We start from the raw sequence: 26,329 nt of genomic DNA, 5'->3' as shown, positions 1-26,329 counted from the left end.
AATAAATGGAGCCAAAATTTTCACAAAAAGTCAAAGAAATCATCACCTTAGCTCGTGAAGAAGCTCTCCGACTAGGTCATGATTACATCGGAACCGAACACTTGATTTTGGGGATGATTAGAGATGGTGAGGGTATTGCTCTGAATTTATTGAGAGATTCGGGCGTACAACTTGACGAACTACGCATCACAATTGAACAGGCCACCAAAGGCACTGCAACAAACAATATCAAAAATTTGGCGAATATTCCCCTTACTCGCCAGTCCGAAAAAGTTTTAAAAATTACACATTTAGAGGCTAAAATCTTTAAATCGCAGTTAATTGGAACTGAGCATCTTTTGCTTGCAATTTTGCGTGATGGAGATAACCTTGGTGGACAAATTTTACAAAAATTCCGTCTTAACTACGAGCAAACAAAAGAGATGCTTGAATATCAATTGACAGGTCAAAAACCAGTCATGGAGCGTCCTGAAACTGATGATGATGACGAAAGAATTTTTGGTGGTGGTACAGGCGGATATTCTCAACAAAGAGGTGACCAAAAAAATCCTGAAAAATCAAAAACGCCTGTTTTAGATAACTTTGGAAGAGATTTAACAAAATTTGCCGAAGCTGGAAAATTAGACCCGATTGTTGGACGTGAAAAAGAAATAGAGCGTGTTGCTCAAATTCTTTCAAGACGTAAGAAAAATAACCCAATTTTAATTGGTGAGCCAGGCGTTGGTAAAACTGCTATCGCTGAAGGTCTTGCTTTAAGAATTGTACAGAAAAAAGTTTCAAGAATTTTATTTGGAAAACGCGTCGTAACGCTTGATTTAGCTTCTTTAGTTGCTGGTACAAAATACCGTGGACAGTTTGAAGAGCGAATGAAAGCGGTTATGAATGAATTAGAAAAATCGCCTGATGTAATTTTATTCATTGACGAAATTCATACAATAGTTGGAGCAGGAGGAGCGAGTGGCTCGTTGGATGCCTCGAATATGTTCAAACCAGCTTTAGCTCGTGGTGATATTCAATGCATTGGTGCAACCACTTTAGACGAATATCGTCAATATATTGAGAAAGATGGAGCTTTGGCTCGTCGTTTCCAAATGGTAATGGTTGAAGCGACTTCAATTGATGAAACTATCGAGATTTTAAATAATATCAAAGATAAATACGAAGACCATCATCATGTAAGTTATACTCCAGATGCATTAGAGGCTGCGGTAAAATTATCTGAAAGATATATTACTGACCGCTATCTTCCTGATAAAGCGATTGATGTGTTAGATGAAGTTGGTGCAAGAGTTCACATCAATAATATTTCTGTTCCTCAAGATATTATATTCTTAGAAGAACAAGTTGAGTTAATCAAAAAAGAAAAAAATCAGGTTGTGAAGAGCCAACGCTATGAAGAAGCTGCTCAACTTCGTGACCGTGAGAAAAAACTTTTAGAACAACTCGACAAAGCAAAAATTGCTTGGGAAGAAGAAGCTAAAACGAAACGTTACACAGTAACCGAGGATAATGTTGCGGATGTAGTCGCAATGATGACTGGTATTCCAGTGAAGAGAGTTGGAATGAATGAGGGGGAAAAAATTCTCAAAATGGGTGATGCACTTCGTGGAAGAATTGTTGGTCAAGACCCAGCAGTTGAAAAATTAGTTAAGTCGATTCAACGTACAAGAGTAGGTTTGAAAGACCCTAAAAAACCAATTGGTTCGTTTATTTTCTTAGGCCCAACAGGTGTTGGTAAAACAGAGTTAGCCAAAACGCTTGCTACATATTTATTTGATAAAGAAGATGCTTTAATCAGGATAGATATGAGCGAATACATGGAGAAATTTAGTATTTCTCGCTTGGTTGGAGCTCCTCCAGGATACGTTGGTTATGAAGAAGGTGGTCAATTGACTGAAAAAATTCGTAGAAAACCTTATTCAGTAGTTTTATTGGATGAGATTGAAAAAGCACATCCTGATGTTTATAATATCTTGTTACAAGTTTTGGACGATGGTATTTTGACAGATAGCTTGGGTCGCCGTGTTGATTTTCGTAATACAATTATTATTATGACTTCAAATATTGGCGTGCGTGATTTAAAAGATTTCGGTTCAGGAATTGGTTTTGCTACAAAATCTCGTACTGATAATCAAGACGAAATGGTCAAAAGTACGATTCAAAATGCTTTGAAAAAGACTTTCTCTCCTGAATTCCTAAATCGTTTGGATGACGTAATCGTATTCAATTCTTTGAGCAGAGAGGATATTCACAAGATTATTGATATTGCTTTAGGCCGCTTGGTGGCTCGTATCACAAATATTGGTTATCATATCGAATTGACCGAAAAAGCTAAAGATTTCTTGGCTGATAAAGGTTATGACCAGCAATACGGAGCAAGACCATTGAATCGTGCCATTCAAAAATATGTGGAAGACCCACTCGCAGAAGAGATTTTGAAAGGGGATGTTCAAGAAGGTGACACTATTTTGGTTGACTTTAGTGGTGAGGGTGAAACGCTTACCTTTGGTCGCTCAAAAGCAGAAGAAACAATCGAAAAATAAAGTTTGAGAAATTCATTTCTCCATAAAAAGCACGACAATCTGTCGTGCTTTTTTGTTATTTTTGCATCATGATTTATGACTACATTAAATATTTGTTCAAAGCAAAAGACGAGCATTCGTTACATTCTCCTTTTTTATTTGAGTGCTACACTAAAATTCTAAAAGATAAAAATCAATATTCTGCTTACAATTCAATCGAGAAATTAAGGCAAGAACTTTTAATTAATAATAATGAAATTGAAATTTCAGATTTTGGGGCTGGTTCAAAATTGAATATAACAAATAAACGATTAATAAAAGATATTGCCAGAAATTCATTGAAAAAACCGAAGTTTGCCCAATTGTTTTATCGAATTATTAAGCATTATCAATATAAAAATATTATAGATTTAGGAACTTCTTTCGGATTAACAACGGCATATTTAGCCAAGAGTAGTATTGAAAATAAAGTTTTCAGTTTTGAAGGATGCTCCACAACAGCCGACATTGCAAAAGCCAATTTTGAAAATTTAGCAATCAAAAATATTGATGTCATTGTTGGAAATATTGATGAAACACTTCCTCAAAAATTAGATGAATTGGATATGATTGATTTTGTGTTTTTTGATGCAAATCATCGTTTTGAGCCAACTATTAGGTACTTTGAGCTTTGTCTTAGTAAAATTAATGAAAATAGTTGTTTTATTTTTGATGATATTTATTGGTCTGAAGAAATGAAACGAGCTTGGCAATATATAAAGAATCATCAATCGGTCGTAATTTCAATTGATTTATTTTGGATAGGCATTGTTTTTTTTAGGAAGAAACAACCAAAGCAAAACTTCGTGCTAAAATTTTAATTTAATTTAGAATAATTCCAAACTAAAATCTTTACTTGTTTGTTGTTTTTTATGTGGAGTGATTTAGCTGCTTATAATGGCTTGAATCATGAATTATTTGAAAGAAAATTATAGAATATGTCAATTTTAGATATAAATAAAATTCGTCAAGATTTTCCAATTCTTGATGAAAAGATTAACGGTAAAAACTTAGTTTACTTTGATAATGCCGCAACAACACAAAAACCATTAGTGGTTTTGGATGCATTGGCTAATTATTATGGACATTACAATGCAAATATTCATCGTGGAATTCACTTTTTAGCTGAAAAAGCAACATCAGCTTTTGAAGAATCTCGTACAGCTATTCAACAATTTCTGAACGCAAAATATAAAGAAGAAATTATTTTAACATACGGCACAACTGATGGAATTAATTTGGTTGCACAGACTTATGGTAGAAAATTTTTGAAAGAAGGTGACGAAATTATCATCAGTACTTTGGAACACCATTCAAATATTGTTCCATGGCAAATGCTTTGTGAAGAAAAAGGTTGTATTCTTCGAGTAATACCAATTGATGACAATGGAGATTTGATTTTGGAAGAGTATGAAAAAATGCTTTCAGAAAAAACAAAATTTGTTTCGGTCGTACATGTTTCTAATGCCTTAGGTACGATTAATCCAATTAAGATTATTATTGAAAAAGCTCATGAAGTAGGGGCGAAGGTCTTAATTGATGGTGCTCAGGCTGCGTCACATATTACTATTGATGTACAAACTTTGGATGCTGATTTCTATGTTTTTTCTGCCCATAAAATATTTGGACCGACTGGAATGGGTGCTTTATATGGAAAAAAAGACCTTTTGAATGCGATGCCTCCATATCGTGGAGGGGGCGAAATGATTAAAGAAGTTACTTTTGAGAAAACAACTTATAACGAATTACCTTATAAATTTGAAGCTGGAACACCAAATATTGCCGATGTTGTAGCAGTAAAATTTGCTATTGATTATATTAATGGCTTGGGAAAAGCAAATATTGCTGCTTACGAAGACGAACTGTTGGTATATGCCACGCAACAATTGAGTGAAATTGAAGGGTTAAGAATTGTGGGTCAAGCAAAAGAAAAAGTTTCAGTAATTTCGTTTGTTTTGGATGGAATTCATCCGCAAGATGTTGGTGTTATTCTTGACCAACAAGGAATTGCTGTTCGAACTGGACATCATTGCACTCAACCTTTGATGAGTCGTTTGAAAATTCCAGGAACTTCAAGAGCATCTTTTGCTGTTTATAATACTATCGAAGAAATTGATAAACTAGTAGCAGGAATTCATAAAGTTAAAAAAATGGTTTTGTAAGTGCAAAGGCACATTAGAGCATGTTGAATATGACCATAAACGAAATACAAGACGAAATAATTGAAGAATTCGACCTCTTTGATGATTGGGAAGGAAAGTACGAATACATTATTGATTTGGGAAAAAAATTACCTAAGTTGGCCGATGAGTATAAAAATGAAGATAATATTATTAAAGGGTGTCAGTCAATAGTTTGGTTACACGCTTACAAAAAAGATGGAAAACTTTTTTTTGAAGCCGATAGTGAAGCTATTATTGTGAAAGGTTTGGTGAGTATGCTAGTAAAAGTAATGACAAATCATACACCAGAAGAAATTGCTACCGCCAATTTATATTTTATTGATAAAGTTGGGTTGGCAAGTCATTTGGCCCAAACTCGCTCAAACGGATTGGCTTCAATGGTTAAACAAATGAAAGCTTACGCAATTGCCTATCAGGCAAATGATTAAGTAAAAACTCATATATTTTTGATTTTGAATTAAATAAGATGACTGACCAAGAATTAAAAGATAAAGTAATCGAGGCAATAAAGCTGGTTTATGACCCAGAAATTCCAGTTGATGTGTATGAATTAGGTTTGATTTATGACATAAAAGTATTTCCTGTAAATAATATTTATGTTTTAATGACACTGACTTCACCTTCGTGTCCATCTGCTGAATCAATTCCAGTTGAAATTGAACAGAAAATTCGTGAAATTGAAGGTGTAAGCGATGTGAGTGTTGAACTTACTTTCGACCCACCTTATTCAACCGAAATGATGTCAGAAGTTGCGAAACTCGAACTCGGATTTATGTAAAAACTATCTACTGAAAAGGGATTTTGACCCCTCTCTTTTTAGCTAGTTAGCAATAAAATTAACAATTTAAAACTCCCCTTTAGGGGTCGGGGGTTTGAATATTATGTATCCTCCTCATTTAGTAGCACCCATGAAAGCCGACTTAGTAAATGCTGGTTTTCAAGAATTACTGACACCGTCAGATGTAGATAATTTTATGACCAACCAAGAAGGAACTTCATTGGTTGTTATTAATTCAGTTTGTGGATGTGCCGCTGGTACTTGCCGTCCAGGTGTGAAGTTAGCTTTGCAGAGGTCAGAACTGAAACCTGATTCATTAGTAACCGTATTTGCGGGTGTAGATACAGATGCTGTTCAACAAATGCGTTCATATATTCCATTTCCGCCATCGTCGCCTGCAATTGCGATTTTTAAAGATGGAGAAATTGCTCATTTTATTGAAAGACACCACATTGAAGGTCGTTCGGCAGAAATGATTGCATCGCATTTATCTGCAGTTTTTGATGAAATCTGTGCTGAAGAAGCATAAAAAATTAGGGATGAATAATAAATTTTTAAATTTATTATTCATCCCTAATTCATATATTTTAGTAATTAGAAGTTTGGTTTTAATAAGTACTTGCCATAGAATTCATCAATTACTTTGACAGCATCCTCTGCTGTATCTACAAGTTTTATCAAATTCATATCTTCTGGATTTATATTTTTTTCTCTTTCACACATCGTTTGGTTTAACCAGTCGAGCAATCCTTTCCAATATTCACTTCCAACCATAACAATTGGGAATCGAGCAATTTTTTTAGTTTGAATTAACGTTAAAGCTTCAAACAATTCATCTAAAGTGCCAAATCCACCAGGCATTACCACAAAACCTTGAGAATACTTCATAAAACAAACCTTTCTTGCGAAAAAGTAATCAAAATTGATACTTTTATCTGGGTCGACATATTTATTTGGTACTTGTTCAAATGGTAGTTTAATATTCAAACCAACTGACTTTCCACCATTTAAACTTGCTCCTTTATTACCAGCTTCCATAACGCCTGGCCCACCACCTGTAATTACACCATAACCTTTTGCGACTAATTTTGCTGCTATTTCTTCCGAAAGTAAATAATATTTATGTTCAGGTTTGGTTCTTGCCGAGCCGTAAATAGTTACACAAGGGCCAATTTTGGCTAATCGGTCAAATCCATCCACGAATTCTGCCACTGTTTTTAATATTTGCCATGAGTCTTGGCTTTGAATTTCATTCCAACCTTTTTCTTCAAATGCTTCACGAATAAGTTCTTCTTCGTTGAGTTCAATTACTTTTTCTGTCATATTTTTATTTGTTTGTTGTATCAAAATAGCTACTATTTTATCGTTGAAGGTAAATTTTATTTACTAAAAAAACAATTCTTCTCTAATTTTTGAGAAGAATTGGATATTGAAAACGTATATTTGCACAAAAAAGTTTAAAATAAAAAAAATGAATTTTACTTTGATAAATAACCCCAAAATAAGTAAAATTTATAACAAAAATTCTTCTCAGAAGGATGGGGATTTAAAATAATGAAAGTAGCGATTGCAGGTGACCACGCTGGATTTGAATACAAAAAAATAATTCTTCGTTGGCTTCAAGAACAAAATTTTGAAACGGCAGATTATGGTCCTTATTTGCCAGAATCTATGGATTATCCAGATACTGCACATCCATTGGCAAGTGCAGTAGAAAATGGTGAATATGAATTTGGCATTTTGATTTGTGGTAGTGGAAATGGCGTTTGTATGACTGCCAATCATCATAAAGGAATCAGGGCAGGTTTAGCTTGGAATGTTGAAGTAGCAGAGTTGATTCGCCAACATAATAATGCCAATGTTATTTGTTTGCCAGCACGTTTTATTGATATTGAACTAGCGTTAGAATGTGTTAAAACCTTTCTAACTACTCCTTTTGAAGGCGGAAGACATGGACGCAGAGCTGATAAAATTGCTTGCTAATTAGTAAAAAGGTCATTAAGGATATATTCCATTAATGACCTTTTTTGTTAAAATTTCCTTTGATAAATTCCTTTCAAATTTGTTGATTTATAATCTGAAGCTAACGCTGGAATTCTCATAAAAATCTTGGGAATAACATTCTGTTTATCAATAATAATGGTTGGTGGGTCTTTCTTAAAGTTATCAAAAATATTGATGATACTTTCGTAATTATCGGGGTTTTCTAAGTCAATTTTTGATAAATCCCAGTTGAGGTAACACGTTGCAGATTCACCAAAACGGTATTCATCAATTCGTTCTCCAATAACTAACATTTTTTGTCCTTTCATTAATTCGGGTAATTCCTGCGGTTTTACTCGCATATCAGCAAGTTGTTCAAATCCTTTTCCGAACAAAGGTGTTACTCCTTGAAATTGAAAAAACACAATAAAAATAAAGAGTACCGTAAAAAGTATTTCAGGCATAAAAGCACCTTTTACATGCAAAAAGAAACCAGTGATGAAAAATGCAAAACAAGGCACTAAGATAATAAATTGCATCGGAGCAACATTCGGTGAAAGAAATAAAGCTAATAGAGCTGTGATTCCCCAAATTAACATGATTTGTTGCGTTCGCTGCTGATAACTGTTATATCTACTTACACGAGTTTGACGTAAAAAACCTAAAATAGTCAATGCTGATGGAACTGTAATGGCAATCAAGGCACTTTTGAAATCTTCTAAACTATATTGTTTGATTTTGAAAATTCCACTGAACCAGTTGTATTTGAATTCGTCAAGACTATTGTAAAAATAAAAATATAAACCAGTCAAAAATAGAGGTAAAATAAAGCCAAGTAAAGCCAAAAAGTGTTGACGAAGATTTGCATTGGTGAAAAAGATTAGACTTGCAATACTCCAAGGAATAAAAATTAATGATGGTTGATGAAACAATGCTGCAATACCAATGTAAAGGCCGACTTCAAATACTTCATCCGAAACCCCTTCTCTACGTTCCATTTGTTTGATTAGTTTATTGAAAGCAAACAACAGAAAAGTAGTTGATAATAATACTGGCGAAAGTTTACTCATATCAAAAGAAAGACTCATCAAAAGCACATAAATAAGCCCAGGAGCGTAGTTTTTTTCAAGAAATGTTTGTCGAGTATTACAAACAAAAGTGAAATATAATGCTTGGAAGTAAACAACTAGTATTGCAATAAATTCATAAATATATTGAACTTTACCAAAGGAAGCATCAATTGCCCAATATACAAGTGCTGAAAATGGCCCTACGTTTGTCCAAACTTCCTTATAAAGAAAACTCCCTTTATGGATTTTTTCACCAACGAGCATCCATTCTAATTCGGGCAGAAGAAGGGGTAACTTTTCTCCGAAAAATGGCAGCTTGACAATCACAACCAAGAAAAGCAGTGAAAAAATATGGAATAATGAATTTAATCTAAAAAATGTTAGCAAGGTCGTAAAGATTAGTTTATCCCACAAAGTTATGAAAAAAGTAGTTGATGTGAGAAACTTTACTTTAATTAACCCGAAAATTTGCGGATATTTGCATAAAATAATGAATGATTGAGCGGAAGTTTTAATAAATTCTACGTTTTGAAGAAAAAGTGAATTAAATACTTCCTTTTATTAGAGTTTAGAAATTAACAAAAAAATGGAATCGAAAAGACAGAGACAAGTAGCAAAGCAAATACAGAAAGATTTGGGAGAGATTTTTCAGAAAGATTTGAAGCAATTATTTGATGGAGCATTTGTTACAATTACTGATGTGAAAATAACACCTGACCTTGCCATTGCGAGGGTATATTTAAGCTTTTTATTGACTAAAGACCGTGAAGGCTTGTTGCAAATTATTAGAGAAAACAGTAAAGTTATCAGAAATAACTTGGGTGAACGAGTACGACATCAATTAAGAATTGTACCTTTTTTACAATTTTATATAGATGATACTGCTGAATATGCTCAAAAAATGGACGCACTTTTTGCGAATATTGTTATTCCTCCAGCACCTGCTGACGAAGAGTAAATCAAATGGAATTTTTAATTTAATCTTCTAAATTAATCTGAAACATTTTGAATCTTTCATTTTTAATCGCCAAAAGGTACTTTTTCTCGAAAAAAAAGAAGAGTTTTATCAATTTTATTTCGATTATTTCGATGCTTGGAATTGGCATTGGAACAATGGCATTGGTCATCGTTTTATCGGTTTTTAATGGATTAGAAGATTTGAATCGCAAGATTTTTAAATCGTTTGACCCTGATATAAGAATTACTGCCAAAGAGGGTAAAAGTTTTCTTTTGGACAAAACAAAGTTAGAACAAATAAAAGCGATAAAAGATATTTGGTACGTAACCGAAGTGATTCAGGATAATGCTTTGGTTAAATACGAAAATGCCCAAATGGTGGTAACATTGAAAGGTGTTGATACGACTTTTCAGGCAAATAGTTCGCTTAAAAAATCATTGGTTGAGGGCGATTTTGTGTTGACAAAAGATAGTGTTGATTATGCTTTTATTGGAGGAAATGTTTATGCTGCCTTGAATATTTCATTGCAAAATGTTATTGAACCTTTAGAAATTTGGTATCCTCGCAATAAAAAAACAATTTCCTTAAACCCAGATGATAATATTAATAGGCAATTGATTAATATTTCGGGCGTTTATTCTTTAGAGCAGTTTCATGATGACTTTGTTTATGTTCCGATTGAAGTTACAAAACAATTGACCGAATATGGAAATCGTAGAAGTGCGATTGAAGTCCAGATGAAACCTAATGTTGATATTGCTAAAACTCAAGATAAAATACGAAGTATTTTGGGCGAAAAATACCTGATTCAAAATCAAGATGAACAAAACGCCACGCTTTTTAGGGCTATAAAAATCGAGAAACTATTCATTTTTATAGCATTAGTGTTCATTATTGGCATTGCTTCATTTAATATTTTCTTTTCTTTAACAATGCTCGTAATTGATAAAAAACAAGACCTTAAAACCCTTTTCGCTATGGGAGCAGATGCTAGTCTTGTGAAAAGAATTTTTTTCTCAGAAGGAGCATTGGTTTCATTTATTGGAGCTATTGTGGGCTTGATTTTGGGAGGAATAATTTGTTTTATTCAAGAAAAGTACGGTTTTGTAAAAATGGGTATGCAAAGTGCAATTATTGATGCTTATCCAGTAAAAATGCACGTTTTAGACTTCATTTTGACGGCTGTTGCCATTATTATTATTACGCTATTGGCATCTTATTTACCCGCAAAACGTGCTGCAAACAATCTATAATTAAACGATTTTGAATTGTATTTACTGAAACTAAATGAATAACTTTATTAAAATCGGTATTTTAAGTTTATCTTTCTTCTCATTAAAAGCCCAAAATACTCCTCTTTTTAAAGAAGGAAATCGTTGGATTTTAGTCAATAATAGAATAGAAAAAAACGAAATTTTCTTAACTTCTTATAAAAAATCAAAACTAAAGGTCAATACTTTGGTTTTGTCTTTTGATAAAGATGCAAGAATATCTTATGATTACGAAACTAATCCAAATTTTCCTGTAAGTTCAAGTATAAATTACCTTGATATTGATACCGATGAAAGTTCATGGACTTTTGATACTTTAACTAATATATGTACTTTGACAATAAAAGGTGGTTATGCAAGTATTGATGATTTTAAGTTTAAGCGTGAATATAAAATCGAACCAGTAACTGATGGGTTCATTCTGATAAAAGAAAAAGACGTTTTTTTTGAAGATTTAAAACATAAAAAAATAGTCGTTGCCGAAACTAAGAAGAAGAATTCGGCTGTTATTTTATCTAAAAATAAGCCAGTTACAAAAAATATTTATCCTGCAAGAATACAGCCAAAGGCTTCACAAAATATTTCAATTGATAAGGTAGAACCAAAACCAGTTTCTGAAAATCAATTAATTGCTTCGACCGAAGCGAAGGTTTTGAAATCAGATAATTTGGTCGAAACACAGCCAATAACTTCTTTACCACCATCAAAAATTAATTATTTTGAACAAAACAAGGACTTATTCGATAAAAATAAACGTTGGATTTTGGTCAAAAATAAAATTGAAAGAGGCGATATTTATTTAACTCCTTATGATGAATCAAAATTAACAATCAACAATTTGGTGATGCGTTTAATGCCTGATGCAAAGATTGAATATGATTATGAAAGTGACCCAAAAGTAAGAGTTTGTGCGGGTGTTGATTTTCTCGATATTGATACAGACGAAACGTCGTGGTTTTATGATGCTGAAAATAATCTATTCACATTGACTCTTAAAGGGGGATATGCTAGTTTGGATGACTTTAAGTTTAAACGGACATATTCGGTAGAACTTTTTGATGATGGATTTGCTCTTAGAAGAGTAGAAGAACATTTTTTTACCGATTTTCGTAAACCAAGTAAACTGGTTGCAGAAAAAAAAAGAAGAAAAAAGTAAAACGCAATTATAAATAATTTGTCATTTATCAATGAGATTTTCGCTGATTTTAATATTATCAATCGCCGCTTTAAGTAGCTTTAGCCAAGAAATCAACAAAATACTTCCTGCTCAAGGAATATACAATGGTGCGAAAACGATTGAAAATGACCTCATCCATACGCAATTGGAATTAAAGCCAGATTGGGGCAAACAATATTTATTTGGTAAAGCGACTATAACTTTCAAGCCTCATTTCTATGCTCAAAATAAATTGAAGCTAGATGCAAAAGGCTTTGATATTCAGGAAGTTATACTAAAAAATAAAGCTTTAACTTATACGTATGATAAACGAGTTTTGACTATTAATTTAGGACAAAATTTCACTAGAAGAGATACTTTGACGATTCAGATTGTGTATGTAGCCAAACCTAATGAGCTACCAATCGGAGGAAGTGCAGCCATAACTGCCGACAAAGGCCTTTATTTTATCAATCCACAAGGAACTGATTTAGATAAACCGCAACAAATTTGGACCCAAGGTGAAACAGAAGCAAATTCTTGTTGGTTTCCAACGATTGATTCTCCAAATCAGAAAATGACACAAGAAATTTTCTTAACAGTTGATAATAAATTTACAACACTTTCAAACGGTAAACTCATTTCATCCAAACAAAATGCAGATGGCACAAGAACTGATTATTGGAAACAATCAAAGCTATCTTCGCCTTATTTGACAATGATTGCGGTCGGTGATTTTAAGAAAGTGACTGACCCTTCTTATAAAGATTTTGAAGTTAGTTATTATGTCGAACCCAAATTTGAAAAATTTGCTTTCAATATTTTTGGTCGAACCCCCGAAATGATTGTTTTCTTTGAAAAATTGTTAGGTGTAAAATTTCAGTGGGAAAAATATGCTCAAATTGCTGTTCGAGATTATGTTTCGGGAGCGATGGAAAATACAACAGCAACAATTCATGGAGATTTTATTCAGAAAGATAACCATCAGTTGGTTGATGATAATGATGACGGCGTAATTGCACACGAATTATTTCATCATTGGTTTGGAGATTTGGTAACTTGTGAGTCTTGGGCAAATCTGCCTTTAAATGAAGCCTTTGCAGATTATGCCGAATATTTATGGGCAGAACATAAATATGGTAAAGATGAAGGCGAATTAGTGGCTAATATTGCTTTGAATCAATATTTAGATGAAGCAAAAGAAAAACGAGAACCATTGATTAGGTTTAGATATTTGGATAAAGAAGATATGTTTGATTCGCATTCCTATGCAAAAGGTGGGCGAATTTTACATCTTTTGAGAAAACAAGTCGACGATGAAGCTTTTTTTGAATCATTAAAACTATATCTCAATCAACACGCATTTAAAAATGCTGAGATAGAAGATTTAAGAATCGCCTTTGAAAATGTGACAGGTGAAGATTTAAATTGGTTTTTTGACCAATGGTTTCTTAAAGCAGGTCATCCTGAATTACAAGTTTCGCATAGCTTTGAGAATGGAAAGTTGAAATTAAATGTAAAACAGACACAGGATACGACCTATTCAACGATTTATCGTTTGCCTATGAAAGTTTTAGTAAAGACCGAAAATGAGCAGTTTACTAAAGAAATCTTAGTTGAAAAATCTAACCAGACTTTTGAAATACTAGTGAAATCTTCACCCAAAATGGTTTTGTTAGACCCAGAAAATATTTTTGTTGGAAAAATTGAACATCAAAAATCACAAGATGAATTGATTTATCAATACTATAATGCTGAAGGAATTGCTACCAAATTGAATGTTTTAGAGACATTGACTTATATTCCAGAAGATGATACAACATTTTATAATCCACCTGCTGAAAAAAATATCAGACGCTTATTGATTGATGCAACAAAAGATAAATTTTGGAGAATTAGACAATTTGCAGTTCAAAAATTGTTTGATTATGATGGAGACGAGTTTCTAGAAGTAGAAAAAGCATTACAGTATAGAGTTATTCACGATGAACGTTCCTATGTTAGAGCTGATGCGATATTGGCAATGAAAGGCTTTCTAAACTCACAAAACGACAAACTTTTCCGAGATGCTTTGACTGATTCCTCTTATACGGTTCAAGCAGCGGCAATTGAAGCTTTACTTGCAAGCCATCCTTCAGATGCCATTGAGATTGCCTTGAAATTTGATACGTCAACTAATCCAAATATTTTTGCTTCGGTAGCAAATTATTTTGCTGAAGAGGCTTCTCCATTGCGATATGATTGGTTTATAAATCATTTAACTAAAATGAAAGGTAATGATTTATATCAAGTTTTGGGTATATTTGGTACTTACTTAGTTAAATCGTCGACTGAAATTCAATTAAAAAGTTTACCCTTACTTTCTCAAATTGCTAAAAATGATACCCAATGGTATGTGCGTTTTGCTGGAATGCAAACATTGAGTTTAATTGAGGAAAATAGAGAGGTAAAACGATTAATGAAAGAAATAATCGCAGTCGAACGAGATGAACGTTTGCAGAAAATATATAAACAATTCAATAATTTATAAGTTTAAAGTTCTATCTAAACCTAATTATTATTCATTTTTAACCAATTTTAACCACTATGAATCTTACGGTACGAATTAAATTAATGGTCATGATGTTTCTCATGTTTTCAACATGGGGAGCTTGGTACGGTCAAATGGGTAAGTATCTATTTACTACTCTTCATGCAACAGGAGACCAAATTGGTAATGCTTATGCCACTTTTTCAATTGCTTCGATAGTTGCTCCTTTTTTTATGGGAATGATAGCTGACCGTTTTTTTTCAGCCCAAAAAGTGATGGGAGTTTTAAATATTTTAGGGGCAATTATACTTTATTTTCTTATTCAGAATCAAGACCCTGATACGTTTTTCTGGTATATTTTGGCTTATACTTTAACATTTGCACCTAATTTAGCATTATCAAGCTCAATTGCGATGAACCAAATGAAAAATCCTGAAAAGGAATTTCCCGCAATTCGAGTGGTTGGAACTGTTGCTTGGATTGTGATTACAAATATTATTGGATTTTATGCTGTTGGTGATAAAGTTACAATTTTCCAAATTGCTATGTTTACTTCGATTGCTTGGGCAATTTTTGCATTTACATTGCCAAATACTCCTCCAAAAGCTACTAAAGCTACATCTGTCAGTCAAATTTTAGGAACAGATGCTTTTGTATTATTTAAAGATAGGTCATTTTCAATATTCTTCATTTGCTCAATTTTAGTTTGTATTCCTTTGTCTTTCTATTATGCTCATGCGAATCTTTCTTTAACGGAGTCAAACATGACTAATGTTGAAAATAAAATGTCTTTAGGACAGGTTTCTGAAGTTGGATTTATGCTATTAATTCCTTTTGCTTTAAGCAAATTTGGTATCAAAAAAATGTTGATTGTGGGATTAATCGCATGGATTGTAAGATTTGTATGTTTTGGTTATGGCGATGGGATTTCTTCAGAGTGGATGTTGTATTTAGCGATTATTCTGCATGGCGTTTGCTACGATTTCTTCTTCGTAACAGGGCAAATTTACACTGATAACAAAGCTGGGGAAAAAATCAAAAATTCTGCTCAAGGTTTAATTACTTTAGCAACCTACGGAATTGGTATGGGAATTGGTTCTGTGCTTTCAGGTAAAGTGTTGGACAAATATACCACTAAAGTAGGTGAAGTAAGCACACATGATTGGACTTCAGTTTGGATGGTTCCAGCGGCAATTTCTGCCATTGTTCTACTTCTTTTTATCTTAGTTTTTAAAGATAATACTAGAACAGAAGCCTAAAAATATTCGTATTTTAATAAAAAAAGCCTCATTAAACTTTTAATGAGGCTTTTTTTATTGGTTTAACTTTTAAACTTTAAGGATTCTACTAATTTCATGCGTGAAATTACAAAAGTTGGAATCGTTATTACACCCAAAACTAAAACGATTGTAACGATATTTATGATTAAGATTGTGAGCCAGTTGAATGAAATTGGAACATAATTCATGTAGTAACTTTCTGAATCAAGTGGAATTACTTTGAACAAATATTGTAAATAACAGAACCCGATTCCAATAATATTGCCATAAATTATACCTTTGATAATAATTGTTAATCCGTTGAATATAAATATTTTACGAATTTTTGCATTGTCAGAACCCAACGCTTTTAATAAGCCAATCATCGGTGTACGTTCCATCATCATCACTAAAAGTACAGAAATCATATTAAAACTTGCGACGACCAAAATCAAAGCGATGATAACAAATATATTTCTATCCATTAAGTTTAACCAATCAAAAATTGCAGGAAACATCTCTGTAACTTTTAATAATTGCATATCTTGGTCAATATCATCAAAAACTTGCCTTGAAACGATGTCTAGTTGGTCAAAATCATTCAGAAAAACCTCATAATGTCCAGCTGTTTCTTCGTTCCAATCGTTCATTCTTTGCACTAAAGCCAAATCGCCTAAAATGAAGTTTTTGTCAAATTCTTCCAAACCAGTATCATAAATACCTACAACTTTCACTTTTCGAATGCGTGGAGGGTTTTGTATGAAATAAATCATCACTTCGTCCGAAAGTTTGATTTTTAACTGTGTCGCAATTTTTTTGCTTATAATTATTTCTGTTGAATAAGTCGAATCATTTGAATTGATTTTTCGGCCTTCTACCAAGTTTTCTGAAAAACTTGCCCAATCATAATCCTTTCCAACGCCCTTAATTACGATTCCTGTGTGTTCTTCTGAAGATTTTAAAAGTCCAGCCTTGTTGGCAACTGCCTGAACATGCCTTATTTTTGGGTTTTTTCTGTAATTTTGATAAAATTTTGTATTTATTGGCATTGGCGTTTCTTCAAACGACTGATTCAATGTAATTTTGCTTACTTGAATATGAGAACTTAGACTAAAAAGTTTATCTCTGATTGTTCGTTTGAAGCCAATTAAAATACTGAATGAGATAATCATTACTGCCAAACCAATGGTAATACTCGAAATACCGATTTTGGTTACCGTAGAAGTAAAAGTTGTGGTGTTAGTTTTTTGGATTCTTTGAGCAATAAACCGAGGTAAATTCATTATAATTATAAATCTAATGATAAGTTAGAAACGATTTTTTACAAAACTATCATTTTTAGTTCTAGAATCTTAATTATTTTCCGCATAAATGGTCATTAAATAACAGACCAGACGAATATACTACTTAGAAATGAATAAAAAAGTACAACAATTTTCATTAAAAGCATGCTTATTACTTTTTCTAACTTTAGGCTCGATTGAAGGAGCTTATCGATTTGACCCTTTTGGCAAACACGACTTAAAGACTTCTTATAAAGCTGCAATTATTGATAAATATAAAAGACTGGAAAATCTGAAATCTCCTAAAATTGTGTTGATTGCTGGATCAAATTTCGCCTATGGAATTAACAGTCAACTCATTGAGCAAGCATTTCAGCAACCAGTTGTCAATATGGCACTTCATTATGATTATGGGACTGATTTTATGTTGAAACAAATTTCGCCACAATTGCATACTGGTGATACCGTGATTATGGGATTTGAATACATCGTTGAAAGTAAGGGTAATTTGGGCGAAAAAATACAAATGATGAAATATTTTCCTAAAGCCAAAGAATGGTTTACTTACGATAATATTTTTCAATTTATTGGAGCAAATTCTCTTGTTCGAGTTTCAGCTTTTAAATTACTTCTTGAAAGAATCTTAAAACAGGAAGTGACTACTTTTAGTGTTTCTGATACAACGAGCATTTTTTTTAGAGGAGCATTAAATGAATCGGGCGATTTGATAAGTCATCATAATAATCCACGATTGAAAGTTATTCCGAGAGCGGTAATTAATGATAAAGCAAGCTTAGATAGTGCTATCGTTGATATGAATGCTTTTTATAGCAAAATGAAAAAAATAGGGGTAAAAGTTTATTATACCTATCCTTCGTATGCAGAGTCTTCTTATCAATTTGACAAAAAAATTATTGAAAAACTAGATAAACAGTTAAAGAAACATGCACTTTTTCCAATTTTAGGTAAACCCGAAGACTTTGTTTTTGTTGATAGTTTATGTCAGGATATGGTTTATCATTTGACCAAAAATGGAGCGGATATTCGTACCCAAAAAGTGATAGAATTACTGAAAAAAAATGATAATTAATACACCCCATTTATATGCTTTTTAATTCAATTGAATTTGTTTTCTTTTTTCCAGTTGTAACAATAATATATTTTTTACTTCAACACAAACATCGATGGTGGTGGTTATTGGTTTCAAGTTGTGTTTTTTATATGACATTCAAACCCGAATATCTATTGATTTTGGGTTTTACAATTATAGTTGATTATTATGCGGGAATTCTTATCGAAAAATCAGAGGGAAAACGCCGACGATGGTTTTTAATAATGAGTTTAGTAGCAAATATTGGCGTCTTAGCTTTTTTTAAATATACTAATTTTGTTATCGTTGCTTTAGCTCAAGGCGATATTGCTCATTATAAAATACTTGATTTTGTATTACCGATTGGTTTATCATTTCATACATTTCAGGCAATGAGCTACACGATTGAAGTTTTTCGTGGAAATCAGAAAGCTGAAAAACATTTTGGCTTATATGCATTATATGTAATGTTTTATCCGCAATTAGTAGCGGGGCCAATCGAAAGACCGCAAAATGTATTACCACAATTTTATCAAGTCCAAACGTTTGATTATCAGCGAGTTACAAGTGGTTTGAAATTAATGGCTTGGGGATTATTTAAAAAAGTTGTGATTGCTGACCGTCTTGCCTTATTTGTCAATAAAGTTTATGATACACCAACTCAGTATGAAGGTGTACCAATCATTGTGGCAACGTTTTTTTTCTCATTCCAAATATACTGTGATTTTTCAGGTTATTCGGATATTGCTCTCGGTACAGCCGAAGTGATGGGTTTTAAGTTAATGAAAAACTTCGACAGACCATATTTTTCTAAAAGTATTTCAGAGTTTTGGAGAAGATGGCATATTTCACTTTCAACGTGGTTTCGTGATTATTTATATATTCCATTGGGTGGAAATCGGGTAGGGGTTTATCGACGTTATTTTAATCTATTTTTTGTTTTTACAATGAGTGGTTTGTGGCATGGAGCCAATTGGAATTACATTATTTGGGGAGCATTGCACGGATTATATTTAATTGGAGCAGTTGTAACACAAAAACCACGTAGTTTTATCAATGAAAAGCTACAATTGACAAAATTTCCTTTCGTATTTAAAACTATTCAAATATCAATTACTTTTGTTTTGGTAGCTTTTGCATGGATATTTTTTAGAGCAAGTTATCTTGAAATGAGTTGGTGTTGGCATTTGGTGAGTCATCTATTCACAAATCTTCCAACATTTAGTGAGCTTTTAAATTTTGATTATGTTTCGCAAAATGTATTTCTTGGATTTACAATTTTTGAGTTCTGTCTTGCCGTTGGACTGATTATTTTCATGGAAATCGTCCATTATATCCAAAGAGATAAAAGTATTCGCCAGCTAATTGCTACAAAATCGCCAGTTATTCGTTGGGCAGTATATTATGTTTTTATCATGTTGTTTTTTATTTTAGGCGTTTTTGACAAGCCTGCACAATTTATTTATTTTCAATTCTAATTGTTGGTTGATTTTTGATATAAAAAGAGCTAGTATAAAATATATACTAGCTTTTTTTGCGAAATTATTTTGCCGAAAACTTGTAAATTGTTGTAGTCTGATAAGTTTCGTTAGGCTTCAAAACTGTTGTTGGAAACTTCGATTGATTTGGTGAATCAGGATAATGTTCAGTTTCTAAACAAAAACCAGAGCGATATTTCAAAGCAACACCACCTTTTCCAATAACTTTTCCATCAAGAAAATTTCCAGTATAAAACTGCACAGCAGGTTCTGTTGTAGAAACTTCCATCACTCGACCAGAAAGTGGCTCGTAAACAGTAGCAATGTTTTTAAGATTTTTGCTCGAATCAGCGAAAATCCAGCAATGGTCATATCCTTTTCCAAATTTAATTTGTGTATCATTGATTTCATTTATTCTTGCTCCAATTTTAAAAGATTTTGTGAAATCAAAAGGAGTTCCAGTAACTGATTTCAATTCACCAGTTGGAATCAATGTTTCGTCAACGGGTAAAAATTTATCTGCTTGAAGCATAATTTCATGGTCGAGAATATCCTTGCTAAAATCGCCAGATAAGTTAAAATATGCATGATTTGTTAAGTTTAAAACTGTCGATTTATCAGTTGTAGCTTTATAATCAATTTTTAAAGCATTATCTTTTTGCAATGTATAAACTACTTCAATTGTTAATTTACCAGGATACCCTTCTTCTCCATCCGCCGAAGTATAATTTAATATCAGTTGAGGTTCTTCTCCATCAACAGCTTTTGCTTGCCATAGCACTTTATCAAATCCTTTTTTTCCACCATGAAGAGAATTGATGCCATTATTTTGGGCCAATGTATATTCTTTATCATCTAAAGAGAATTTTCCCTTAGCAATTCGGTTTCCGTAACGGCCAACTAACGCACCAAAAAATGGAACACCATTTAAGTAATCTTTCAAAGAGTCGCAGCCAAGAGTAATATCTTCAAATTTTCCATTTTTATCGGGTGCTGATAAATAAATAATTGTTCCGCCATAATTAGATATTTTGGCTACCATTCCACTAGAGTTTTTTAAAGTATACAGGTCTGCCAATTGCCCATCAGGTAATGTTCCGAATGTAACTTTTTCAACTTTATTTAAAGTTGTGTCAGAAGAACTTTCCGCTTTTTTTGAGGTGCAACTTTGAAGTATTAGCAAAGAGCCAAAAACAAAGCATAATGCTTTTAATTTCATGATTTTAGAGAGTTTTGAATAGATAAAATAACATTTTTGTGTAAATTAGCACTAATAGAGCAATAATTGCAAATGCTTTTTCTGAAAATGATGTGATAACATGGAAAGCAATTGCAAAAATCCCGAAATTGATTTTATCTATACTTGAAAAAGTGTAATATTTTAATACTAATTTTTGACTTTCTTGTCAGTAAAAGCGAAATACAATTTTATAATTTGCACTAAATAGCATTTTCTTCTAACTTTGTATTTTAGAAATGCTACCATGACAGAACAAATTCTAATTCTTGATTTTGGCTCACAGTTTACTCAACTGATAGCACGCCGAGTACGAGAACTAAATGTGTATTGTGAAATACACCCATTCAATAAAATCCCCCCAATTACTTCCGATATTAAGGGCGTAATTCTTTCAGGAAGCCCATGTTCAGTAAGAGACGAAGATGCACCTATTGTTGATTGGCAAGAATTTGCCAAAATGGTACCTGTATTAGGCGTTTGTTACGGAGCTCAAATGATGGCTCAAACTGGTGGTGGGGAAGTTGCACCATCCTCAATTCGTGAATATGGACGAACAATTTTGAATAAGGTTGACAATCGTTACGCACTTTTTAAGGATGTAAGTGATGATACCCAAGTTTGGATGTCTCATAGTGATACGATTGCGAGTCCACCTTCTGACGCTGATATCATTGCTTCGACGGATACTGTTAAAGTTGCAGCTTTTAAAATCAAAGATAAGCCCGTTTACGGTATTCAATTTCATCCAGAAGTAACGCATACCATACTCGGAAAAACGATTATTAAAAATTTCGTTGTTGATATATGTCATTGTTCACAAAGCTGGACTCCAGATTCATTCGCTGAGGTTTCAATTAAAGAATTGAAAGAAAAACTAGGCGATGATAAAGTTGTGATGGGCTTATCAGGTGGAGTTGATTCTTCGGTTGCTGCAACGCTGATTCATCATGCTATTGGTAAAAACCTTTACTGTATTTTTGTCGATAATGGTTTACTCAGAAAAGGAGAGTTTGAAGAAGTTTTAGAATCTTATAAAGGGTTGGGATTGAATGTTTTGGGTGTTGATGCCAAAGAACAATTCTATACTGCTTTAAAAGGTTTGACAGACCCCGAAGAAAAAAGAAAAGCTATTGGTAAGACTTTTATTGATGTTTTTGATGCAGAGTCACATAAAATAAATGGGGCAAAATGGCTTGGACAAGGCACAATTTATCCAGATGTAATTGAATCTGTTTCGGTGAAAGGTCCATCTGTAACAATTAAGTCGCATCATAATGTTGGTGGTTTGCCTGATTTCATGAAACTTCAAGTTGTAGAGCCACTTCGATTGTTATTTAAAGATGGTGTTCGAGAAGTTGGTAAAGCACTTAATATTCCACAGAATATTTTAGGACGTCATCCATTCCCTGGCCCAGGTTTAGGAATTAGGATTTTGGGTGATGTAACACCTGAAAAAGTACAAATCCTACAAGAAGTTGATGCTATTTTTATTAATGGTTTGAAAAATAGTGGGCTATACGATAAAGTATGGCAAGCTGGTACAATGCTTCTTCCCATTCAAAGCGTTGGTGTAATGGGAGATGAAAGAACCTACGAGAGAGTTGTTGCGTTACGTGCCGTCACAAGTATTGATGGTATGACAGCAGATTGGGCTCACCTACCGTATGAGTTTTTAGCAGATGTTTCGAATGAAATCATCAATAAAGTGAAAGGTGTAAATCGAGTTGTTTATGATATAAGTTCAAAACCACCAGCAACAATTGAGTGGGAATAAAATAAAAAGGGTCAATTTGAATTTTCAAATTGACCCTTTTTATTTTATTCTATTATTAGATTTAGTTCGCACTAATACTTTCAAGTTGTAATTTTTCTGTGTTATTATTGGTTGCGGTTGCAATCTTATCTCCTACGCCTAACTCTTCTTTTTTCATTTTTAGTCGTCTTATTTCAAGCCAATTTCCAACTAAAAAATAACAAACGAGCAAGAAAAGAATTAGGAAACAAAGTTCTGTATTGCTGAAATAACTTCTTGCAAAATACGTAACTACGGTCAAAACAATGGTTACAATATAAAGCGTAAACGAAGCCTTCATATGTGATAAATTATTGTCAATTAATAAATGATGCATGTGTAATCTATCAGCTTTGAATGGCGACTTTCCACGCAAAATTCTAATCGAGAAAACCCGAATCGTATCAAAAATTGGAATAATTAAGATAACAACGGCAATAATTGGAGCAGAGACAAACGAAATATCAGCTTCCCAAGCGTGCATAACGTTTAAGTGTATAAACTTTACTGCTAAAACTGTAATAATGTAACCAATAATGAGAGAACCAGTATCTCCCATGAAAATTTTATTTGTGTGAGAAAAGTTAAAGCGAAGAAAACCTACCAGTGAACCAGCTAAACAAAGGGCTAAACAAGCAAGAGAGTAGTGATGATTGACCAAAAACCACAATCCAAATCCACTACTCGCAATCATTGCAATTCCTCCAGCCAATCCATCAATGCCATCAATAAGATTAAAAGCATTGATCATCGCTACAAAAATAAAAATTGTTAGAAGAATACTTATTACATAAGGAATGTGACTGATGCCAAAAATACCAAAAAAGTCATAAATTCTGAGGTCACTACCAACTACAACAATTGCAGAAGCTAATACTTGAACAATCATTTTTTTAGTGGGTGAAAGTGCATATAAATCATCTTTTATACCTAAGAAAAATAATATAACTGTTCCCGCAAAAACTTTATGAATCAGAATTCCTTCATCGCCAAAGTTCCAAATCATATAACCGATTAATATGCTTGCAAAAATACCAACACCTCCAAAAGTTGGAGTTGGAGTTTTGTGTGAACTACGTTTGACAGGATTATCCATTAATCCACGAAGCCCACTAATATTTATAATAACAGGAATTGAACGCAAGTTAATAACCATTGCGATAATTGCTGAAATTAAGACTTGTATGTTCTTATCTGGGATAAGCGATTCAAATGTTGGAAACATTAGAACTATTGTTTTTTGAACTTTTTGGTTAATAAAATATACACAAAATAACGACTTTTTTTAATGTAATGAGCGATAATATGAAATATTTTTATTGATTTATTTATCAAAAGGCGATTTCTCGCTGTCTGATTGCGTTTGCTGGATTTCCTTGATAGATGTAATAAGCATCCAAAGATTTTGTAGCAACCGAATTTACTGATAAAACTGAGTGCGAATGGCAAGTAATTCCACTACAAACAACTGATTTTGCTCCAATCCAAACACCATCTTCGATAATAATATCCTCAACAATTAGGTCGAAAGTGCTTGATTTATAATTATGATTTCCTGATAAAAGTAAAGCCCCTTGTGAAAGGCAGCTATTATCGCCAATTTTAACTTTTCCCAAATTGTCAATCCATACATTTTCACCAATCCAAACATTATCACCAATGTCCAAATTCCAAGGATATTTGATATTGACACTGTGTTTTATCATTACATTTTTACCAATTTTTGCCCCAAAAAATCTAAGAATGGCTCTTTTAAATGAAACCGGTATTAACAAATAAGAATTAAGGAAAATTTTATTCACTATAAACCATATCAAAGTCACCAGAAACCCTTTGGTTAGATTTGATTTTTTGTACCAATCATTATTATATTTCGATAAATCTGTTTTGTTCATCAATGCTTTATGAATAGTTAATTTGTAACAATAATTATGCTATACAGTAGTTTTTGAATGATTAATATTTAATTACTTTTGAAGTTTAGCAATTAGTAGACTACTTTTTGCTCTTCCTTCCTCCAATCGGTCTGATAAATAGGTTTTGGTTGCTTCAAAATGCTTTCGATAGCTTTCTTTATCACCCATTTCCACGATATTAGCCCATTCATGTACAGCGGTGTGAAAAGCTAAATCTTCCCCACGAATACTCTTATCAAATAATGCAGCTTTGATAGTTTCTTCCAATAAATCTTCGTTTAAAAATAAATATTCTGCCATGCCAACTCTTAATTTGAATGGCGGAGTTTGGCAAATTAAGCTTTTATATGGATTTGTGCCAAGTTTGTGCCATGTGTCAACCATTGCCAATAAGCTGAGATGAGAATTTGGTTTATGACCTAAATCTTGACTTAGACTAAACTCATTCATTATTTTATCGTCGAGCATTAAGGCCGAATTCTTATCTTTAAAAACCGAATCTCTAGCAGCTAAAATCCTTTTACGAAATTTTTTTTCATTTTCTTCTATCATCAACTCAAAAAGTTCGCTTTCTGCTTTTGCATAGCTCCTGACATCTCTTTTTGCATAAGGATTTTGTAATGCAAGTCCAGAATAGACATGAAATTTATAGCTATAAATTCGTAAAGTCATCAATAATTTTACATTATCCAAACCATTTGGATGCAAAATGTTTTCCCATGGATATACTTTTCGATGCATAAAAGCCGTACCAATGCTTTCAAAGCCAACATGTGTAACAGCCTGAATATCAGCCATCATTCGGTCGTGGGCATGAAAATCTTCTAACTCGTGAATCGTCGAACCTATCTTTTCAAAGATTTCAAGGCATTCTTTAAAAGCCGAATTATTAGCACGATGATTAATCAAAACGAGGGTTTGTCCAACTGGATTTACCGCTGGGCCATAAAGAGCATGGCAAGTAACTATTTGAGTATCTTTAGGTAAATGTTTCTCAAAAGATGCTATTTCTGGTGTTTTTACTGAAGTTTGACCTGCAACAATAGCTCCATATTTAGTTGAAGGGCCACATTCAGCGACAACTTTTTCGATATTTTCAGCTTCAACTGAATACAAAATGAAATCGCAAAGGCGTGACACCGCCACACCATCATTAAGCAAAGTAATATTAAATGGACTTAGTTCTTGCTCCAATAATTCACGATTTTGAGGTAAATCACAACCATATACATCCAAACCACTATTTGCCCAAATTCGAGCAAACATTTTTCCCATATCGCCTAAACCTATAATACCAATTTTCATAAACTCTTGTCTCCAGCAAAGGAGTCGTTTTTAGATAAATTCATTACTTTTACAAAAGTAATGAATTTATCTAATTTTTATTTCCTCAGAAAATGACATGAGAACAATATTATTACTAATCGTTTCAAATACTTTTATGACATTTGCTTGGTACGGACACCTAAAAAGGCCTGATTTGCCAATTTGGAAAGCCATTTTAATTAGTTGGGGAATTGCTTTTTTTGAATATTTATTTATGGTTCCTGCAAATAAATTAGGATATGGTCAATTCAATGCTTTTCAATTAAAGACAATTCAGGAAGCCATAACTTTAGTGATTTTTGTAGTATTTGCGGTACTTTATTTGAAAGAACCATTAAAATGGAATTATCTATTAGGTTTTGCTTTGGTTTTTTTAGCAGTTTGGGTTGTTTTTCGAGAGTAAATATGACTATTATTGGATTTGAATTATTAAGTAATAATTGGTTATTCTTCAT

General features: G+C 32.8%; 23 protein-coding genes. 16 read left to right on the top strand and 7 right to left on the bottom strand.

From position 1 onward, the window contains the following. Positions 1-5 precede the first annotated feature (5 nt). From MJQ71_RS07120 to MJQ71_RS07095, 6 genes are all read left to right on the top strand, one after another. Positions 6-2,543, top strand: coding sequence for an ATP-dependent Clp protease ATP-binding subunit (locus MJQ71_RS07120; protein ID WP_238805846.1), 2,538 nt, complete (start codon positions 6-8; stop codon positions 2,541-2,543). A gap of 68 nt (positions 2,544-2,611) precedes the next feature. Beyond that, positions 2,612-3,382, top strand: a complete 771-nt coding sequence (locus MJQ71_RS07115) for an O-methyltransferase (RefSeq protein ID WP_238805845.1) — start codon at positions 2,612-2,614, stop codon at positions 3,380-3,382. Between the two features lie 117 nt (positions 3,383-3,499). Beyond that, the gene (locus tag MJQ71_RS07110; RefSeq protein WP_238805844.1) at positions 3,500-4,723 is read left to right on the top strand and encodes a cysteine desulfurase; all 1,224 of its coding nucleotides are present in this window, start codon (positions 3,500-3,502) and stop codon (positions 4,721-4,723) included. Between the two features lie 29 nt (positions 4,724-4,752). Next, positions 4,753-5,172: a SufE family protein gene (locus MJQ71_RS07105; RefSeq protein ID WP_238805842.1), complete on the top strand. Its 420-nt coding sequence runs from the start codon at positions 4,753-4,755 to the stop codon at positions 5,170-5,172. A 38-nt stretch (positions 5,173-5,210) separates the two neighbouring features. Next, on the top strand, positions 5,211-5,522 hold the full coding sequence (locus MJQ71_RS07100) for a DUF59 domain-containing protein (RefSeq protein ID WP_238805840.1): 312 nt from the start codon (positions 5,211-5,213) through the stop codon (positions 5,520-5,522). A 103-nt stretch (positions 5,523-5,625) separates the two neighbouring features. Beyond that, positions 5,626-6,051, top strand: coding sequence for a BrxA/BrxB family bacilliredoxin (locus tag MJQ71_RS07095; protein ID WP_238805831.1), 426 nt, complete (start codon positions 5,626-5,628; stop codon positions 6,049-6,051). Between the two features lie 65 nt (positions 6,052-6,116). Here MJQ71_RS07095 and MJQ71_RS07090 read toward each other — a convergent pair whose 3' ends face one another. Next, a complete protein-coding gene (locus tag MJQ71_RS07090) occupies positions 6,117-6,845 on the bottom strand; it encodes an LOG family protein (RefSeq protein WP_238805829.1) in 729 nt (242 codons plus the stop codon). 231 nt (positions 6,846-7,076) lie between these two features. On the opposite strand from MJQ71_RS07090, the gene rpiB reads away from it, so the two are divergent. Beyond that, positions 7,077-7,505, top strand: a complete 429-nt coding sequence (gene rpiB / locus MJQ71_RS07085) for a ribose 5-phosphate isomerase B (protein ID WP_238805827.1) — start codon at positions 7,077-7,079, stop codon at positions 7,503-7,505. A 47-nt stretch (positions 7,506-7,552) separates the two neighbouring features. Here rpiB and MJQ71_RS07080 read toward each other — a convergent pair whose 3' ends face one another. Further along, on the bottom strand, positions 7,553-8,962 hold the full coding sequence (locus MJQ71_RS07080) for a hypothetical protein (protein ID WP_238805826.1): 1,410 nt from the start codon (positions 8,960-8,962) through the stop codon (positions 7,553-7,555). 199 nt (positions 8,963-9,161) lie between these two features. On the opposite strand from MJQ71_RS07080, the gene rbfA reads away from it, so the two are divergent. Genes rbfA through MJQ71_RS07055 form a run of 5 tightly spaced genes read left to right on the top strand, consistent with a single transcriptional unit; the run spans position 9,162 to position 15,749 of the window. After that, positions 9,162-9,533 carry a 30S ribosome-binding factor RbfA gene (rbfA, locus tag MJQ71_RS07075; RefSeq protein ID WP_238805824.1) on the top strand — a complete coding sequence of 124 codons (372 nt, stop codon included), beginning with the start codon at positions 9,162-9,164 and terminating at the stop codon, positions 9,531-9,533. 47 nt (positions 9,534-9,580) lie between these two features. Beyond that, positions 9,581-10,786: an ABC transporter permease gene (locus tag MJQ71_RS07070; protein ID WP_238805822.1), complete on the top strand. Its 1,206-nt coding sequence runs from the start codon at positions 9,581-9,583 to the stop codon at positions 10,784-10,786. A 34-nt stretch (positions 10,787-10,820) separates the two neighbouring features. Continuing rightward, on the top strand, positions 10,821-11,960 hold the full coding sequence (locus tag MJQ71_RS07065) for a hypothetical protein (RefSeq protein WP_238805820.1): 1,140 nt from the start codon (positions 10,821-10,823) through the stop codon (positions 11,958-11,960). A gap of 31 nt (positions 11,961-11,991) precedes the next feature. After that, entirely contained in the window at positions 11,992-14,490 is a 2,499-nt protein-coding gene (locus MJQ71_RS07060) for a M1 family metallopeptidase (protein ID WP_238805819.1), read from the top strand. Positions 14,491-14,546: 56 nt separating this feature from the next. Beyond that, the gene (locus MJQ71_RS07055) at positions 14,547-15,749 is read left to right on the top strand and encodes a nucleoside permease (protein ID WP_238805817.1); all 1,203 of its coding nucleotides are present in this window, start codon (positions 14,547-14,549) and stop codon (positions 15,747-15,749) included. Between the two features lie 62 nt (positions 15,750-15,811). Here the strand turns inward: MJQ71_RS07055 and MJQ71_RS07050 are convergent, their stop codons facing one another. Further along, complete coding sequence (locus MJQ71_RS07050; protein WP_238805815.1) at positions 15,812-17,032, bottom strand: ABC transporter permease; 1,221 nt, start codon at positions 17,030-17,032, stop codon at positions 15,812-15,814. A gap of 130 nt (positions 17,033-17,162) precedes the next feature. On the opposite strand from MJQ71_RS07050, the gene MJQ71_RS07045 reads away from it, so the two are divergent. Together MJQ71_RS07045 and MJQ71_RS07040 are read left to right on the top strand one after the other, a co-directional pair. Next, on the top strand, positions 17,163-18,122 hold the full coding sequence (locus MJQ71_RS07045) for a hypothetical protein (RefSeq protein WP_238805811.1): 960 nt from the start codon (positions 17,163-17,165) through the stop codon (positions 18,120-18,122). Between the two features lie 14 nt (positions 18,123-18,136). Then, positions 18,137-19,600 carry an MBOAT family O-acyltransferase gene (locus MJQ71_RS07040; RefSeq protein WP_238805808.1) on the top strand — a complete coding sequence of 488 codons (1,464 nt, stop codon included), beginning with the start codon at positions 18,137-18,139 and terminating at the stop codon, positions 19,598-19,600. Between the two features lie 64 nt (positions 19,601-19,664). Here the strand turns inward: MJQ71_RS07040 and MJQ71_RS07035 are convergent, their stop codons facing one another. Then, a complete protein-coding gene (locus tag MJQ71_RS07035; protein WP_238805807.1) occupies positions 19,665-20,819 on the bottom strand; it encodes an aldose epimerase family protein in 1,155 nt (384 codons plus the stop codon). 265 nt (positions 20,820-21,084) lie between these two features. Here MJQ71_RS07035 and guaA point away from each other — a divergent pair, with 265 nt between their 5' ends. Next, positions 21,085-22,614 carry a glutamine-hydrolyzing GMP synthase gene (guaA, locus tag MJQ71_RS07030; RefSeq protein WP_238805806.1) on the top strand — a complete coding sequence of 510 codons (1,530 nt, stop codon included), beginning with the start codon at positions 21,085-21,087 and terminating at the stop codon, positions 22,612-22,614. Positions 22,615-22,675: 61 nt separating this feature from the next. Here the strand turns inward: guaA and MJQ71_RS07025 are convergent, their stop codons facing one another. From MJQ71_RS07025 to MJQ71_RS07015, 3 genes are all read right to left on the bottom strand, one after another. Beyond that, on the bottom strand, positions 22,676-23,857 hold the full coding sequence (locus MJQ71_RS07025; protein ID WP_238805803.1) for a glycosyltransferase family 4 protein: 1,182 nt from the start codon (positions 23,855-23,857) through the stop codon (positions 22,676-22,678). Between the two features lie 106 nt (positions 23,858-23,963). Continuing rightward, entirely contained in the window at positions 23,964-24,527 is a 564-nt protein-coding gene (locus tag MJQ71_RS07020) for a WcaF family extracellular polysaccharide biosynthesis acetyltransferase (protein WP_238805801.1), read from the bottom strand. Between the two features lie 72 nt (positions 24,528-24,599). Continuing rightward, positions 24,600-25,853: a prephenate dehydrogenase gene (locus MJQ71_RS07015; protein ID WP_238805798.1), complete on the bottom strand. Its 1,254-nt coding sequence runs from the start codon at positions 25,851-25,853 to the stop codon at positions 24,600-24,602. Positions 25,854-25,950: 97 nt separating this feature from the next. Here MJQ71_RS07015 and MJQ71_RS07010 point away from each other — a divergent pair, with 97 nt between their 5' ends. Next, complete coding sequence (locus MJQ71_RS07010; RefSeq protein WP_238805797.1) at positions 25,951-26,277, top strand: DMT family protein; 327 nt, start codon at positions 25,951-25,953, stop codon at positions 26,275-26,277. Positions 26,278-26,329: the final 52 nt, after the last annotated feature.

The sequence above is a fragment of the Emticicia aquatica genome, from assembly GCF_923079645.1.
In the GTDB taxonomy this organism is placed as follows: domain Bacteria; phylum Bacteroidota; class Bacteroidia; order Cytophagales; family Spirosomataceae; genus Emticicia; species Emticicia aquatica.
The sequence above is the reverse complement of the archived record's forward strand: the minus strand, read 5'-3'. Positions and strand labels throughout refer to the sequence as shown.